The organism is Nonomuraea turcica (assembly GCF_030718205.1).
GTDB lineage: Bacteria > Actinomycetota > Actinomycetes > Streptosporangiales > Streptosporangiaceae > Nonomuraea.
In genome coordinates this window covers 737,490-752,609 of record NZ_JAUZQF010000001.1, presented here as the reverse complement: position 1 = coordinate 752,609, position 15,120 = coordinate 737,490, and the positions used below count along the sequence as shown (strand labels likewise).

Sequence of the window (15,120 nt, the reverse complement as noted above, 5' to 3'; positions counted from 1 at the left end):
GCGGACTCTCCGGACCTCCGCACGTCCACGGCAACGCGTCCTGCCCCGTCCACCCGAACGCCGTGGTGGTGTGGAATGCCTGAGATCAGCACCGCCGTCTACGCCGGCCCCGAAGGCACGTACTTCGACGTGCTCGGGCCACTTCCCGACGCCCCGGCCGGCTCCATCCTGCTCAACGTGTCCGGCTGCATCATCGGGCTCGAAGCCGACGACCTAGCGCGGCTGCTCGACACGCTCAGCCCGGACTCGGCGCGCGAGTACTTCCTGCTCTCCCTCGAACACGGCGACGATGACGATGACGACTCGCTGACCGTGTACGCCCAGGAGCGCGGCACCAACCTGGTGGTAGCGACCAGAGCGAGCACCTACCGGGTGACGATCCCGCACGACCAGGCCGCCACGGTGCGGGCGGCGATCGAGGAGGCGGCCCGCGGTGAATGACACCTCGACATGCATCTACGCCGACGCCGACGGCAGGCACCTCGACTTGGTGGTCGACGCAGAACGGAGAACCCGGTGAAGAACGGAGACCGCGTCGTCGTACGCCGCGAGTTCGACCCACCGCACCCGACCACGGGAAACCGCACCGCTGAATGGAGTGGACGCCTTATTGACCCCACCGAGCACGGCTTTGAACTCGATGGCGACGACGGCCGACGCCACGGCTATTTCGCCGCGAACCCCGGTCCGGGCGTCCGCCAGACCATCATCCCTCTGGACTGACCGATGCGAAGGCGCCCCGTCCTCGATGAGAACGGGGTGCCTTCCGCTGCCATCTTTGTCACGACTCATATCAGGGGCGTCGGAACGCTTCGTTGGAGCAAAGAACCGACCACCCAAAATGTGACCCAATGTCCGATTCGGCGTAGCCTGCTGCCATGGCAACTTGGCACGGCCCCGAGGGCATCATCGTCGAACCGATCATCCTCAACGACCGGCCACGCCTGCGTGTCACTCAGCTAGTGCACGGCCGCCGCTACCTACTCGACTACTGCACCAACACCCGCCAAGTAGCCCAACACGTTGATCTCGCCGACCTGGTCGAAGTCATCCCTCTACCCATCGACCGCCGCACGCCGTAGAGCCATCCAAGCGCTGTGCCGATTATCCACCTGCGCCCACCACGCGTGCCGGCCGATCTCCTCCGCCAGCCTCCGCAGCTCGTCCAGTGCGGCCGCCCACTCCACGCGCTGATCATCACTAAGCTCGGCTTCACCGGCCGCTATCGCCGTAGGCGCGGGATGGGTCTGCCGGAGCTCGGCGAGCATCGCCTCGCTGGCCAGGAAAGCCTTGCGGAGATCAATCAGGTCAGACGGCGGCTCATAGTCGACCATGGCAAATCCCCCAGATGGTGCGCGGTGCGTCGATCCTATGACAGACCGCCTCGCTCGCCCGAGGCGACACCCGGACCACGCAGACCAGAACCAAGGTGGGCCACTACGCCAGATGGGCCATCGGCACTCCGGCGGAGGAAACCTGTTCTGGCCGGAGATCTTCCAGCGACACGATGAGCTGCTTCGCCAGCGCATACTCAAGGTCGCGATAGGCATCGAGTGGCAGTTCTGTTGCGATTCCAGTTGAGACCAGCCCCCGGCCCACCGGCTTGAACACATCCGCAACTACTCCGTACGGCTCGGCGGCTGCAACAGTGCACGCCTGCGACCATTCCCGCAGCCGAGGGCAGAGGAGACGCGCCAACCCGATGCATGATCGACACGTCGGCGGCGTGTTCGTGAACGACGCGCCGAGCGCGGACTTGCCGGGCGGCTCCGCTATGACCCACCAGATCCGGCCGGTGTCGCTGTCCACGGCCGTCTGCCCGCACACCTGGCACAGCTCCTGCAGCATGCAGCGACGCTGCCGCGAGGTGTTGACTAGTTTCCACTGAGGGTGTCCTGCACGGGTCAGGCCGTGGCGGTGCCACAGCACCCCGAACATCCAGTCGTGCTCTGTGGGGTCGGCGTAGGAGAGCCGGATCCCGTCCGTCGCCTCCGCGGAGGGCACGAGCGCGAGCTGGTAGGCGACGTTCTCCCCGTCATAGGCGGTCACATAGGGGACGCGTCTCACGACGGGTCTCCCGCCCGGAACGGCGCCTCGCTGGAGCGGACCCACGTCGGCCGGAGGCGTTTCATGGCGGCGGGTTCGGCCTGCCGCCGCCGTGTCACGCCAGCGCCGGCAGGCCTGCTCGTGACGCCCGGAGCGGGCGAAGGTGGGGGTGCGGACCCGTGACTGTCCATGGCTCGGACCGTAGAAGTGGGCCTTACGCAGGCTCAACGAGTGTGGCGAAGTGTGGCACGCGACTTTCTATGCCCGGTACACAGCCTGCGCTTTTTTGATCAGTTCGCGTGCTTTCTCCCCGTAGACCGCCATCTCAGCCAGCCTGGCGAACTCTCGTTCATAGCGGGCTATCTCGCCTGGCGCTGTCACAGTGACGGCGGCACTGACCAACTCCACGCTGACCTGAACGTCGTCGAAGATCGAGAAATTATGGGTGACGTGCACGCTCCGGGTGATGTCGCGGGGGATCACGCCGAAGGACACCGACGGCAGAGTCATGACCGACAACAGGTGCTCCATCTGGTCCGCCATCACCTCCGGGCCGCCCATCCGGTAGTAGAGGACCGCTTCTTCGATGACGAAGGCGAAGCGGTGGCCCGGCTTACGGATGATCTGCGCCCGCTTCGTGCGGACGGCTGCCGCTTCCTCTGCGTCATCGGTGAACTGATGGCCTGCGTTGATGCCACGGAACAAGGCGACGGCGTACTCGCGGGTCTGGAAATGGCCGGGGATCACCTGTGAGCAGTAGGCGCGCATGAGCTCGGTCCGCTCATACAGTGGCACCCTCGCCTGCTGGATCTGGCGCAGGCCCGTGCGCCGGTGGCGCTTCCATTCCACGTACATGCTGGCCACGGCTCGCAGTGCGGCCAACAGGTCTTCGGTCTGGTCCTGCGCCCCGCAGATGCGGCACCAGGTACGGATGTCGGCTACGGACGGCGACCGCGCCGCGTGTTCGATCTTGGATACCTTTGTGCGTTCCCAGCCCGCCGCCTTGGCCAGCGCAACAGCCGTAAGCTCGGCGTCCTCGCGCATGTCTCGTAGCCGCTTGGCAAGCGCCTTGCGAGCTTCAAGGACCGAGGATGCGGGCGAGGTCGACACGGCGGTGTGTGCTACTGGCTCCGACTAGGCCGGCGTGTACTCCGCATGATTTACCGCGCGTTCCCAGACGGCCTCAAAAGCTGAGGTGCAAAGCCGGGCCACGGCAGGATCGTCACACAGTTCGTCATCGAGGATTGAGCCGTCCCCCGCGAAGTGGTGGAACCTGATGAGTGTGTTGTCGAACACCCAGAAGTCGTTGCCGGGCAACGCCAGGTCGGATGCCTGCCGCCGAGGGAGCCACCTCACCTGCTCGCCGGCCGCGACGTTGTACGGCTCGGTGAGGATGTACTCGTATCTGATGTAGTCGGTGATCGGCTCCGAAACGACGCGTGCTCTGCGGAACGACACTCCTCGTCCTACAGCGTCGCCGATGGTGCGCCTCCACGTGGTGAAGTCGATGTGGTCGAGGTTGCCCGTCTGGCGCCACTTCAGGAAGTTGGGGTTGTCAGGCCAGTACGTGTCGCGCATCTCCAAGTGGATGGCGCTGCGGGTCGTCGCTGCGAGCAGCTCAGGAAACGGTGGGATCTTTTTCTTCGAGTTCACGCAGCTTCTCCAGGATGAGCCTTCTCATGCGTCGTGGGATGCGAACCCCAGACTCCCACGGCGAGATCCCGCTACTGGCCCGCAGTTGGGCGAGGTCGTTCTCGTCGAGGATCGTTTCGCCCACGAATGCTAGATCTCCGGTCTCCTCGTCCACCTGCATGGCCGGGCAGTGGTCGCCTTCGGTGTTGGGGTCGATGACGAGGAAGCGTAGCCGCATGATCCCTCCCATGTTGGGGTTGGCCGGGACTCTGGCGCTTCGAGCCTGACCGCCGCAGGCATGCGAGTCAAGCGAGACCCGTCGGGGTGTGCATGGCGAAAGAGAACCCCGCCACCTCCTCGGCATGTGGCGGGGGGGCCGGTACGGCCCCTCACCGGCGCACCAGCCTGCGCCACGTACGCGGGCCAACGACACCGTCATCGTCCAGTTCCTCGGCCTTCTGGAACACGGCTACGAGCGTGGCGAGCTGGGAGTCGAACGCCGTCCGCTCCAGCCACGCCTTCAACCCGGCGGGCTCACCGTACGCCTCGTCGGGTACGTGGCCGCGGGCGAACAGTGCCGCGCGGACGGTCTTGACGTCGTAGTTGTCGTCGCCCAAGCCGAGTGTGGGCAGGTCTTTCACGAGCTTCTCCGTCCACGAGGGTTCAGGCTCGGCAGGGTCGAGCGCCCCCGACTTCGCCAGCGCGTACAGGGCCGTGCCGGGGCAGTCGGTGGAGTAGTGATCGCGGTGCCCGGTGACCAGTTTCCGGGCCCCGCCCTTGACCCGCAGATAGGAGATGGCGTCGCGGATACCGGCCACCATCGCGTCGCTGGGTTTCTCGTTGCCGCCGATCAACCCGAGCACGGCGTAGAAGCGCTGGTTGGCGTCGTTGGTGCCGTTCGCGGCGGTACGCCGTCCGGTGCCGCGGCCCTCCATGACGATGCCGTGCTGGCAGACAGCCATGCTGTAGGCGAAGTATGCCCACCCGTTCCCCGAGGTGTGCCAGTCGTGGATCTCCCGCACCTTGGCCCGGCAGTGTGTGTGCGGCGTGGTCTGGCCGATGCCGACCGCGCCGCCCACGTAGTGGACCGCGACGCCGCCCGCGCCGGGGGTGATGTCCGTGGAGACGCCCGACATGTCGGGCAGGCCGACTACCGCCCTCGTCTCGAACCTCACGGCACTCCTTTGATGATCAGCCCGACGATCAGCGCAAGGATTGACACGCCGAGGCCAGCCGCGGCCACCAGGAGCGTGAGCTTGTTGTGCGGCCAGCGCGCCGCCTCCAGCTTGCGCAACCGGCCCTCATGGTCATCCACCCGTGCGACCACGCCGTCGACCTTCTGCTCGACCCGGTCAACCTTGGCGTCGATCTGGGCGACGCGCTCAGCGACCTCGACGACCTTGCCATACACGTCCCGCGCGGTGACCGCGCCGTCGAACGGGTCACTCATCGGGTGCGGCCGGTAGCCCGGACAGCCGGCGCGCGGTCGCGTCCGGCAGGCCGAGCGCGGTCAGCGCGTCGAAGTCGGTTTCCTGTCGCGCACGGTCCGCGGCCTCCAGTTCGGCGACATATGCCGCCTTGGACTTCTCCCACTCTGCGACGGCGTCCGCATACTCCTCGGCGGTGATCTCGACCGCGCCCGCGGGCATCACGAAGTTGACGATGCCGTCACTGCCGCCCTGGCCAACGCTGCCGTCGGGGGTGGCGTAGTACGTCACCACGGGGTCGGTTGACTGGTTTGTCACGGTCTCTCCTACAGGATCCAGAGAAATGCTCTAACGAACGTTTGGATGCGGTTGTAGGTGGCGCCGCCAGAGCCGCGGCCCAGCCTGATGTCGAGACCGAAGTTGTTGCTGCCGCCAGGCGGCAGGACGAACGGGGTCTGAGCGAGCACCTTCGTGACCTGGACGTGGAAGTCGTTCTCCGCCGATGACCCGGTGTTGCGGTGGAACACCATCTCGTCCGTGTACATCCCGGCCGCCGCGCCAGCCCCCGCGGGCAGCACGAAATCCACGTCGAGCTCGAGCTCGACGATCACGTAGGCATCGCGGCACGTGTCCGGGTTGGTGATCAGAAACGTTCGGGTCTCGATCAACGTGTCTTGTGCCGCGGGCACCGCGAGATTCGGGTACGTCTGGTTGTTGGTCGGGCTGTTGCTGCTGACCATGTAGCCGCGCGGCTCGGCGCGCAGCACGCCGTTGGCGTCGCAGTACACCCCGCCGGCCTCGGTGGTGACGTCGCACGGGTACGGCCACTCTTGCACCGCCGCGGCGAGCGGCGCGGCTGCGGTGCCGTCGCCCGACAGGCCGCAGCCGGTGGCCAATGCCGCGCCTCCGGTGACCAGCAGCCCATTCGGGCCGCACGCCAGCAGGTTGGCCGGGGCCGGGTCGACCACCGGGGTTGCGGTGATCGGTGCGCCGGCCGAGCCGTCGCCGTCCAGGGCGATGCACGGGCTGTCGGCGGTGATGACGGTGGCGCCACCGGCCGCGGGCACGAAGATGCCCTGGTCGCCGCCGAACGTGGCGTTGTTGCCCGCGTCGGTGGACAGGCGGGCGGAGATAACACCGGTTGCCGGGTCATAGGCGACGCCAGGCCCAGCCGACAGACAGGGCCGGACCTGGTCACAGGTGACCGCGCCGCCACCGGTGCCCGAGATGACGTAAGGGTTGGCGGTGGAGCCGTCGCCGTCAACGGTGATGTTCGGCCCAGCCGTCACCGTGCACGCGCATCGAGTGGAGCCGCATCCGCATCGAGCCAAGACGAGCCTCCCAGTGCTTTCGGAGGTCTTGGCCCGGCCCATAACCAGCGGCTACGGCGAGTCTATCCCGGTGCCTCTCACACAGCTGGAGCCACGGGGTGGGGTGCGATCACGAAAAGGGGCTCTGCGCCCGAGAAATGGTCAGTGGATGAGTGGAGTTCAATGGCGGTGGTCCGGTGGGTGGGCGTGGATCCAGATTGAACGGGCTGCCTCCGCGAGATAGTAAAGCCTCGACTGGTGCAATCCTTCTAGCCCGACTCTCGGTGAGGCCATGACGCGCATCGAAGACCGCACGCCACCGCTCCCCCGCCACCCCGTCCGAACGGACAAGATCGCCCGTGTCGGTGCGTCCTGGCGCCACCGGATCTCTGCTCCCTTCATCATCACCGCACTTCTGGGTATCGCCGCCTTGGCCTGCGCCATTCTGCTCCCACGTCACCTGCTCGCCTGGGACTTGGGATCGGCGCAACCGCCGGCCGACTACGCGGCCGCCGTGAACAACATCCGCACAGCCCTACTGCAGGGAGTTGGCGGCCTGGTGCTTCTAATGGGCGCCTACCTCACCTGGCGCCAACTCCAGCTCAGCCGCCACGGCCAGGCCACCGAATCGTTCGCCGCCGCGATCGCCCACCTGGGTGATCCCAGCGTGGATGTCCGACTCGGCGGCATCTACGCCCTGGAACGCATCGCACGCTCTTCCACAGCCGACCGCCGTACCATCGGCGAGATCCTCACCGCATTCATCGGCACCCGCACCCGCCGTCCTCACAGAAATGCGCAGGACGCCCAGCACACGGCCGCGCCCCCCGACGATCTGGTGAACCTCTCCCTCCGAGCTCCGGACATCCACGCGGCACTCACGGTCCTCGGCCGCCGCCAATCAGTGAGAGGCCAGGTGCTCGGTCTGGACCGGGTGGTCCTGCCCAAGACCAACCTCGCCTCCGCCCGGCTCCACGATGTGGATCTCCACTTCAGCGACCTGACCGAATCCTCCCTCGTCGGAGTCGATCTGACCCGTGCGGATCTGACCGGAGCACGGCTGGCCGGCGCGATCCTCCCGGACGCGATCCTCTACCAGGCCGATTTACGGGACGCCGTCCTGACCGGCATCATTGCCGAGGGCATCGACCTACGCGCCACCGATCTGAGCAGAGCCGACCTGCGTAACGCGAACCTGCGTGGCGCCCGCCTCGATTACAGCGATCTTCGCGGAGCGACTCTGAGCGGTGCCATGCTGACCGGCGCCTCCCTGAAGCGGGTAGTTTTCGATGACAACACCGTCTGGCCCGACGGAATCGAACCGTCCTTGATCGAACCAGCACGGCCGCGATCGCTCCCACCCATCCGTCCCCGGACCTACGACGAATTCGCAGTCAGGGACGAGCCATCTGAGTGATTGCGTAAGCTCACCGGGCTGGTGCCTACAGCTCATTGGGCAACGCTCTGTCACCGCGATCATCAAAAGTGAGCCAGAACCCGAAAGGCCCCGGCACCGCTGCAACGGTCCGGGACATGGCCGATCCGGAGATCTCAGAGGTGATCGACGTGTCAGATCGTACCCAGCGTGCCCGCCTTTTTCTCAGGCTCTCCTGCCGAGGTAAGCGTCCCAGGATCGAGAAGCTCACCGTAGCAAGGTTCAGCCGTACAGCTCGACTATGACGATCCCGTCGCCGCCGGGTTCGCCGTTGACCGAGTCGCCGTAGGAGAGCGCTCCCCCTGCACCGCCTCCGCGGCCGCGCGGCGCCGTCCCGGACCCTTCGGTGGCGCGGGCGAACCCGCCGTGCCCGAGGCGGGATTCGCCGCCGGCGCCGGACAGCCCCTGGGTGGCGCTGAGCCGGATCGCGCCGTGGCCGGCGCCGCCACCGGAGATGTGCTGCCCGGTCCCGGCCAGCGGCCCGGAAACGCCGGACACGGCGTCGAGCCCGGTACCCGACGTTTCGTTGGCGGTGCCGCCGTCACCGCCCGGAGCGACAACGAACCCGCCGAAGCTGGAGGAGCCGCCGGCGCCGCCGGGGTTGTTGCCCGCCCCAGCCAGGCCGCCGGCGCCCACCACCACGGCCTCGCTGGCGCCCAGCGCGGAGGCCTGGATGACGGACTCCGACCAACCGCCGCCCGCCGCGCCGGGCCGGACGATGCACTCATTCGGCGCGGCGTTCGCCCCGGCGCTGCCGCCGCCGGCACCTTGTGCCTGGACGCGCACCCTGGCCAGCCATGGGTAATTGGCCTTGACGAATTGGTGGGTGCCCGGCGTCGCGTAGATGACCAGCTGGCGCAGGCCCATCGTGCCCGGGTTCAGGCACAGCTCACCCTCGTCGTTGACGTTGAAGTACTCCCCGCACACGCACGCGTTTGCCATATTTGTCCTCTTTCAGATGGTTATGGTCGGAATCGTCGTCACGTGCACCTGCACGCCCGCGCCGGCGGGTTCTGCGGGCAGCAGACCCAGCCCGAGCCGCGGCCGGGCCCGCCACACCCGCACGACGGCATACGTGCTGGTGACCTCTTCCAGGACGACGGACAGGGCGGTCTCGTTGCGCCGGTTAGGGGAGACCGGCAGAGCGCCGATGACCGGCGGGGCGGCAAGCTCGCGCGGGAAGTCCCAGCGGGCCCGCCCGTCGCCGTCGGTTGTCACCACGGCGGCCAGCAGCGGCGGGCCGGGCTCGCCAGGCGGCCCCACAGGTCCCGGATCCCCTGGGGCGCCCGGGGGGCCTTGCGGCCCTGGCCGGGCTTGGCGGCCAGCCTGCCGTTCCACGGTGCGCGTGCGCCGGCCCAGGTCACGCAATACCCCGGCCAGCGGTGCGCCGGGCACCTGCCGGAGCGGGGATCCTCTCGCCGCCACGCTATGCCCCCTCCAGTCCTGCGCCGGTCGGGGCGAGCTGCAGCTGCACGCTTTCCCCCTCGGCGTTCTCGGTCACCTTCACTCCGGCGATCTTCAGGCGTTGGCCGATGGTGCGGCAGGTGGCTGTGGTGGTCACGTCCACGCACCAGCCGGGCACCAGCTTGGGCACGTCGACGGCGGCCTCCGGCGACAAGGTGACCCGCTCGGAGCTGATCCACACCGGCGCGGGCAGGCTGCCGCGTAGCCGGGACCGTGCGGCGGCGCGGGCGGAGCCGGTGTCCTTGATGGAGTTCTCCTCGACGCTGCGCTCGAGCAGCCCGTAATAGTCGTGGCGGCCGCCCGCCTCGCCCTTGACCTCGTCGCCGTGGACGACCCAGCGGGTGGCCAGCGCGACCCCGTCCTCAGCGACGGTGAGCCCTTCGGGCAGATCGGCATCGGTCAGCGAGCCGACGCTGGCGGTGTGGTCTTCCGGCAGCAGCACGATCACCGAGCCGACCGCGGTGTAGTCGAGGCCTGTGTCGGCCAGGTCGCGCAGGTGGTCACCGGTCTGGCCGACATCTTGCTCGTATGCGCGGTCGCCGCGCACCAGTGGCGGGCCGATCACCTGCACCTGGTGGCCGGGGTCGTCGGGCAGGAACCCGTCGGCGATCAGCCACTGCGCGATGGTGGTCAGGTCCTCCTGGTGGAAGGTGATCGTCTCGTGCGGGACGCGCCGATCGAGCCATGCCAGTACGTCCCCGGCATTGATCTCGACCTGGCCGACCGACCACTCCGCCTGAAGGATCGGCCCCTCCCACACCGGGTCACCGTCCCGCCAGATCGCCAGCCGATGCCGCCACGACCGGACCTGCTTGAGCCGTTCGCAGCAGTCCCCGCCAGGCGTGATGACGACCTTCGCAGTAGAGGTGTCATCGAGGACACGACTCCACTCCACCTCGGTTAGCACCTCGGCGTCCGCCACCACAGCGCCGTCACGGTCGAGGATCATCGCGGTGTGGCTTCCGCACCCAGCTGGCACTCCTAACCCCTCCCTGACAGTGCGATCGATACCGCGGCGTCCGCGGCGGGCGGGAACAGGGCGTCGGTGGTCACGCATACGCAGTAGCGGTCGCAGTCCAGCAGCCGCCAGCTGGGCGGGTTGCCGTCACGGCCCCACACGCTGCCGGATGACTCGCACACGCCGCCGCATTCGACGTAGGCGCGGCCGATCTGCCCGTCGAGGGTGAGCACGCCCCCGGCGGGCACGTACCCGACGTGGTAGACCGAGTGCGGGGTGCACCGGTCGGCGTCGGCTACCTCCTCGCAGGTGAGGTCGGCGTTGTCGTCGGTCCGCTCGTAGAAGGTGATCGTCAGCCTGCGCAGATCTGAGCTGCCCGCCTCCACGATGATCATGGGGGCGTCGGGCGACCAGGCGGGCCGGGAGGTCAGGTCCAGCTCGTAGCAGGCGCTGTTGACCGCGACCGCCTCACAGAAGCACGTGTCCGGCGGGGTCGGCACTGGGGGTGCGGGCGGCATGCAGGACGGGTCTGCGCACGCCGATACCGGGTCGGGGCAGGCGGCCAGCCTGCATGTGCCTGAGCAGGGGTCATCGACCGGTTCGGCGTCCGGCCAGGCGGTCTCACATACCCCACCGTCGCCGAACGGGACCGCGGTGCTGCCGGGCGGGCAGACCTCGCCCAGCTCGACGCACAGCGTCTTCGGCGGCGCGGCCGGGCCGCCGTGCACACACCAGGTGACGCAGGCCGTGCCGTCGTCGCCGGGCGCGGCCACATCCAGCATCGGCAGCGGGTCCGCCCACAGCCACGGCGTCGCGGCGGTGAGCACGAACTCCACCGTCAGGATGTCCGCCCCGATCGAGCATTCGCCGGTCGCGCAGCCGTCGCCGTTCCTGGCCACCACGCGGGGGCCGTCGACCAGGGCGACACGGCGCAGGGTGCGCCGGTGCCGCGCGTTGAACTCCTCGGGATCCATTTCCTCGGGCGGGCAGCAGTTGTAGACGGTCAGGCAGTCGCCGCTGCAGCCGGCGCTGTCGCAGCCTTCGAGGGCCTGGGCGAGCCAGTGCATTCCGTACTCCACGCCGCAGCAGGTGGCGCCGAGCAGCAACGCGGTGACGGTGATGGTGCGGGGCTGGACGCGGGCGGGGCCGAGCGCGGCGCCGCCGGCGACCGCGCCGGTGACGGTGCGGCGGACGGGGTGGTCGTCCAGCCCGTCCACGCGCAGGACGAGCAGCCCGGCGAAGTCGGCGCTTTCTGGGACGTCGGGGTCGTACCAGGGGGCGTCGTCGTCCTCTGGCGTCGTGTACGGGGCGTCCCCGACGGCCTCGGCGGTGAAGGTGGGGCAGCCGCACACATCCTCCGGCGCGCCCGTCAGAGGGCTGCCCACGGTCTCCAGGTAGGCCCGCAGCCTGGCCGAATTGACCAGCTCGACGCCGCCGAGCGCCAGATAGTCCGCGATCATCACAAGCCTCCTGCGGCGAGCGCCAGCCGGTTGAGGACCCGCTGAGCGGTGGCCTCGCCGTCGCTCGCGCCATAGATGTGCCAGGTGTGGTGGGTATCGCCGCCACGCGCCGGCCCCTGGCTGCCGCCGGGCGGGCTGGCGCCGGCGAGCACCTTGAGCAGCCCGGATTCCTCGGCGAGCTGCCGAGCCCGCTGCGGCCGCGTGAGCGGGATGACGACCTCGGGCCGGCGCCCCTCGCCGAGCACGGAAAATGTGGGGTGGGTGATGATGCCGCCGTCAGCGAACCCAGCGATGGAGGCGATGCCGCCGATGCCGGGGATGTTCCGGATCGACGACAGCGCCTCCCGGGCTTTGGCGAGCAGGCTCTGCAGCCAGCCGATCACGGTCTGGATCGGCCCTGACAGCGACGAGAAGGCGTTGCGCAGGGTGTTGACGGCGTTGACGATGCCGTTCCACGCGGACTTGAACACGCCGGCCAGGAACTGCCCAACGGGCCGTAGGACGCTGTTGTAGAGGGTGCGGCCTACCGACACGATGGCGTTGAACGCGCCGCGGACGGCGCCGGACAGCAGCCCGGACAGGGTCTGCCAGGCTGTCGTCAATCCGCCGACGATCAAGTTGAGCAGCCCCGTCAGGATGTTGACCAGGAACCGGATCACACCTGTCACGACGGTGACCGCGACCGACAGGACGCCGCCGATGACCTGCGCCAGGAACCCGATCACCGCAGCGAGTGGCGGGACGATCACGTTCAGGAGTTGGGCGAGCAGCTCGACCAGCGGGACGATGGCCGGGACGAGGCCGGCGACGATCTGCGCGGCCAGGTCGGCGATGATCGGGATCAGCGGCAGTAGCGCCTCTACCAGCGGAAGCACCGCGACCAGCACCTGACCGAGGGCGCCGACGAGCTGGGCGAGGGCGGGCCCGGCGGTCTGCAGGACGGTGACCAGGGCTTGGCCGATCACGGCGGCGAGCTGGCCGAGCAGGGCGCTGATCGGGGTGAGGATCGGGGTCAACTGGCCGACCAGCGCGGTGATCACTGGGGCGAGGGCGGCCATCACCGCGGCCAGCGCGGTCGACACCGCGTTCAGGATCGGGGCGAGCAGTTGCAGCAGAGGCGTCAGGATCTGCAGCCCGGACGTGACGAGCTGGCCGATCACCGGCCCGAGCGGGGCGATGGCTGTGAGCACGCCGGAGATCGCCGTCGCAAACGAGGTCAGGGCGCCGCTGTCGGCGATCGTGGACACGGCCTGCCCGATCGCCTGGAACACCGAGATGACGCCGGGCCCGAGCGCTGCGATCGCGGGCCCGAGCGCGCCGATCGCCTCGACCAGGATCGGCCCCAGGGTGGCCGCTAGCTCCGCGACCACGGGCGCGATCCCCGCCAGGCCCGTCGCAAGGGCGGCGAAGATCGACCCAAGCTGGGAGCCGACCTCACCAAGGGCGCGGAAGATCTCCACGATTGCCTGCTGGCCCTGCGCCGACTCGACGAAGGCGCGGACACCTTCCAGCGCGGAGCCCAGGACGCCGAGCGCGCTGCCGCCGGCGGACTGGACAGCGGAGAAGACGCCGCTGATGATCGCGACGACGTCGGCGATGATCGAGCCGAGCTGCTGGAAGACGGTGACAGCGCCCTGGATCCACGCCACGCCGTCCCCTGCGGCCGTGGCCCGCTCCAGGAACGCCGAGAAGCGCTTCAGCACGCCGTCGATGGCGGCGCCGAGCCCGGCGAAGGCAGGAAGCGTGCTGGTCGCGAACCCCGAGATGGCCTGCAGAAGCCGGTCGATCGTGTCGGACCGGATCGACGCCAGCGTGTTGCGCAGCGTCGCGAACACGCCGTTCACGAGCTGGACGCCGGCCGCCGACCGAGCGAACCCGGTCACCACGGCGGCCAGCCGCCCGAACTGCGAGGCGACCGCCGACATGCCGGAGGTGAGCGGCCCCCGCAGGGTGGCGACAAGCCGCGTGATCTCGCCCTGCAGGGGGGCGAAGAATGCGCCCTGGACGGACTGGCGCAGCCCGTCGATGGCGGGTTTGGCGGCGCGCAGCTCCCGCGCGACCGATTGGGCAGCGGGCGCCAGCCCTTTGAGGGACTCCTCGAATTTGGCGGCGTCGTCGCCGAGCGCGGCCTCGAACGCGGCCGACATGCCGGCCACGGCCAGCCGTAGCGTGCCGATCGCGGCGGCAGCCAGCAGCGCCCCGGCAGGCAGCGCGGCGAGAATGCCCGCCGCCGGGGCGAGCGCGGCGGCCAGGCCGAGCGCGGCATGCGCGGTCGAGGCCAACGTGATGGACAGGAACGTCAGGGCGGCCGCGCCTGCGACGAGCTTGGACACCCCGCGCAGCGCGCCTGTCAGCGCGCCGGCGATGCTGGCGCCGATGCCGCGGCCGACGCCGAGCCCGAGGGCTGCGCCCAGCCCTCGCCCTTCGGCGATGAAACGGCCCTTGGCGTCGTGCAGGCGGCCGTTGACATCGCGGACGAGCCTGTCGCCGACGTCTTTGCCGACGTTGCGGGTGCCCTGGTCAAGGGCGCGTTTGATGCGCTGGCCGAGGACACGCGCTTCGGCGACTACGGCGCCGTCGTCGAGCTCGATGCGGATTCTCGCTGATCCGACGATGTCGTCGGCCACCAGGCAACCTCACGACGTGCGTAGGTTGCCCGGCCCAGAACCAGCGGCGCTCTCCAGACTACCGGGAGGGGTTTCGGCCACGGGCGTGCTGCGAGTCCTCGGCCGCCATCTGCGCCATCAACGTCTGCACGTCCGTCATCGCCATACCGCGAGCTGCGGGACCGCCTCTGCCGCGCACAGCACCGCCTGCGGGGGGTGGGGCGTAGAGGCGGGCGCGGTTACGCTCCCGCTCGGCGTCGTCGCCCGCGGCCAGGTCCATGGCGGCCTCTGCCGCGGCGAGCATCGTCCTCAGCGGCCACGCGCGCGGGTCGACGCCTTGGAGCGCGAGCTGGCCGAGCCACGACTCCCAGGAGGCGGCGATGGAGTGGCAGAGCCGGAGGACGACCCAGTAGGGCGGCTCCCACCGCCGTAGATCTCGATCACCCACTCCAGCAGCTGCACCAGGATCCGATCCGGCAGCCGCATGCCGGCGAACAGCTCGGCTGACTCCGGCAGCATGAACTCGGCCAGGAACCGTCGTACCGCCGCCACGGCGGGTTTGAGCTGCTCGGCATTCAGCGTGGCCACGTTGCCCAGGTCCACGCCCAGGTCTCGGTAGGTGGCCTGGAGTTCTTCGAGCATGTCGAGGAACTCATCGCCCATCACTTCGGGCCTCAGCAGCAGCTCGGTGTCGCCGATCTCGGCCACGTGGGGTTCGGTCTGGAGTTGGAAGGATTTGCGCGCCATGGCATAGCTCCGCCGGTGAAGGGTTGCCCGGCCCA

General features: G+C 69.1%; 20 protein-coding genes. 4 read left to right on the top strand and 16 right to left on the bottom strand.

The window, feature by feature from the left end:
- Window positions 1-75 precede the first annotated feature (75 nt).
- The 3 genes from Q9G87_RS03895 (at window position 76) to Q9G87_RS03885 (ending at window position 1,082) form a co-directional block, all read left to right on the top strand.
- Window positions 76-441: a hypothetical protein gene (locus Q9G87_RS03895; protein WP_305914764.1), complete on the top strand. Its 366-nt coding sequence runs from the start codon at window positions 76-78 to the stop codon at window positions 439-441.
- A 75-nt stretch (window positions 442-516) separates the two neighbouring features.
- Window positions 517-723: a hypothetical protein gene (locus tag Q9G87_RS03890; protein ID WP_305914763.1), complete on the top strand. Its 207-nt coding sequence runs from the start codon at window positions 517-519 to the stop codon at window positions 721-723.
- A 155-nt stretch (window positions 724-878) separates the two neighbouring features.
- The gene (locus tag Q9G87_RS03885; RefSeq protein WP_305914762.1) at window positions 879-1,082 is read left to right on the top strand and encodes a transposase; all 204 of its coding nucleotides are present in this window, start codon (window positions 879-881) and stop codon (window positions 1,080-1,082) included.
- Here the strand turns inward: Q9G87_RS03885 and Q9G87_RS03880 are convergent.
- The 9 genes from Q9G87_RS03880 to Q9G87_RS03840 form a co-directional block, all read right to left on the bottom strand.
- A complete protein-coding gene (locus Q9G87_RS03880) occupies window positions 1,056-1,334 on the bottom strand; it encodes a hypothetical protein (RefSeq protein WP_305914761.1) in 279 nt (92 codons plus the stop codon). The genes Q9G87_RS03885 and Q9G87_RS03880 overlap by 27 nt on opposite strands.
- Window positions 1,335-1,437: 103 nt before the next feature.
- Window positions 1,438-2,067: a hypothetical protein gene (locus Q9G87_RS03875; protein ID WP_305914760.1), complete on the bottom strand. Its 630-nt coding sequence runs from the start codon at window positions 2,065-2,067 to the stop codon at window positions 1,438-1,440.
- Between the two features lie 237 nt (window positions 2,068-2,304).
- Complete coding sequence (locus Q9G87_RS03870; protein ID WP_305914759.1) at window positions 2,305-3,156, bottom strand: helix-turn-helix domain-containing protein; 852 nt, start codon at window positions 3,154-3,156, stop codon at window positions 2,305-2,307.
- A 24-nt stretch (window positions 3,157-3,180) separates the two neighbouring features.
- Window positions 3,181-3,699, bottom strand: a complete 519-nt coding sequence (locus Q9G87_RS03865) for a DUF6879 family protein (protein ID WP_305914758.1) — start codon at window positions 3,697-3,699, stop codon at window positions 3,181-3,183.
- Complete coding sequence (locus Q9G87_RS03860) at window positions 3,665-3,916, bottom strand: hypothetical protein (RefSeq protein ID WP_305914757.1); 252 nt, start codon at window positions 3,914-3,916, stop codon at window positions 3,665-3,667. Before Q9G87_RS03860 ends, Q9G87_RS03865 begins: the two co-directional genes overlap by 35 nt.
- Window positions 3,917-4,067: 151 nt before the next feature.
- Complete coding sequence (locus tag Q9G87_RS03855; RefSeq protein WP_305914756.1) at window positions 4,068-4,853, bottom strand: peptidoglycan recognition protein family protein; 786 nt, start codon at window positions 4,851-4,853, stop codon at window positions 4,068-4,070.
- Complete coding sequence (locus Q9G87_RS03850) at window positions 4,850-5,128, bottom strand: hypothetical protein (RefSeq protein WP_305914755.1); 279 nt, start codon at window positions 5,126-5,128, stop codon at window positions 4,850-4,852. The genes Q9G87_RS03855 and Q9G87_RS03850 overlap by 4 nt, the downstream gene beginning before the upstream one ends.
- A complete protein-coding gene (locus Q9G87_RS03845; RefSeq protein WP_305914754.1) occupies window positions 5,121-5,423 on the bottom strand; it encodes a hypothetical protein in 303 nt (100 codons plus the stop codon). Before Q9G87_RS03845 ends, Q9G87_RS03850 begins: the two co-directional genes overlap by 8 nt.
- Window positions 5,424-5,431: 8 nt before the next feature.
- Window positions 5,432-6,394 carry a hypothetical protein gene (locus tag Q9G87_RS03840; protein WP_305914753.1) on the bottom strand — a complete coding sequence of 321 codons (963 nt, stop codon included), beginning with the start codon at window positions 6,392-6,394 and terminating at the stop codon, window positions 5,432-5,434.
- A 313-nt stretch (window positions 6,395-6,707) separates the two neighbouring features.
- Here Q9G87_RS03840 and Q9G87_RS03835 point away from each other — a divergent pair, with 313 nt between their 5' ends.
- The gene (locus Q9G87_RS03835; RefSeq protein ID WP_305914752.1) at window positions 6,708-7,832 is read left to right on the top strand and encodes a pentapeptide repeat-containing protein; all 1,125 of its coding nucleotides are present in this window, start codon (window positions 6,708-6,710) and stop codon (window positions 7,830-7,832) included.
- Between the two features lie 240 nt (window positions 7,833-8,072).
- Here the strand turns inward: Q9G87_RS03835 and Q9G87_RS03830 are convergent, their stop codons facing one another.
- From Q9G87_RS03830 to Q9G87_RS03800, 7 genes are all read right to left on the bottom strand, one after another.
- Window positions 8,073-8,792, bottom strand: coding sequence for a glycine-rich domain-containing protein (locus Q9G87_RS03830; protein ID WP_305914751.1), 720 nt, complete (start codon window positions 8,790-8,792; stop codon window positions 8,073-8,075).
- A 12-nt stretch (window positions 8,793-8,804) separates the two neighbouring features.
- A complete protein-coding gene (locus Q9G87_RS03825) occupies window positions 8,805-9,113 on the bottom strand; it encodes a hypothetical protein (RefSeq protein WP_305914750.1) in 309 nt (102 codons plus the stop codon).
- Window positions 9,114-9,276: 163 nt separating this feature from the next.
- Entirely contained in the window at window positions 9,277-10,263 is a 987-nt protein-coding gene (locus Q9G87_RS03820; protein ID WP_305914749.1) for a hypothetical protein, read from the bottom strand.
- A gap of 32 nt (window positions 10,264-10,295) precedes the next feature.
- Window positions 10,296-11,732, bottom strand: coding sequence for a hypothetical protein (locus tag Q9G87_RS03815; RefSeq protein WP_305914748.1), 1,437 nt, complete (start codon window positions 11,730-11,732; stop codon window positions 10,296-10,298).
- Window positions 11,732-14,359 (bottom strand): phage tail protein, encoded by a 2,628-nt coding sequence (locus tag Q9G87_RS03810; protein ID WP_305914747.1) that lies wholly within the window; start codon window positions 14,357-14,359, stop codon window positions 11,732-11,734. The genes Q9G87_RS03815 and Q9G87_RS03810 overlap by 1 nt, the downstream gene beginning before the upstream one ends.
- Window positions 14,360-14,417: 58 nt before the next feature.
- On the bottom strand, window positions 14,418-14,642 hold the full coding sequence (locus Q9G87_RS03805; RefSeq protein WP_305914746.1) for a hypothetical protein: 225 nt from the start codon (window positions 14,640-14,642) through the stop codon (window positions 14,418-14,420).
- 5 nt (window positions 14,643-14,647) lie between these two features.
- Entirely contained in the window at window positions 14,648-15,085 is a 438-nt protein-coding gene (locus tag Q9G87_RS03800) for a hypothetical protein (RefSeq protein WP_305914745.1), read from the bottom strand.
- Window positions 15,086-15,120 lie beyond the last annotated feature (35 nt).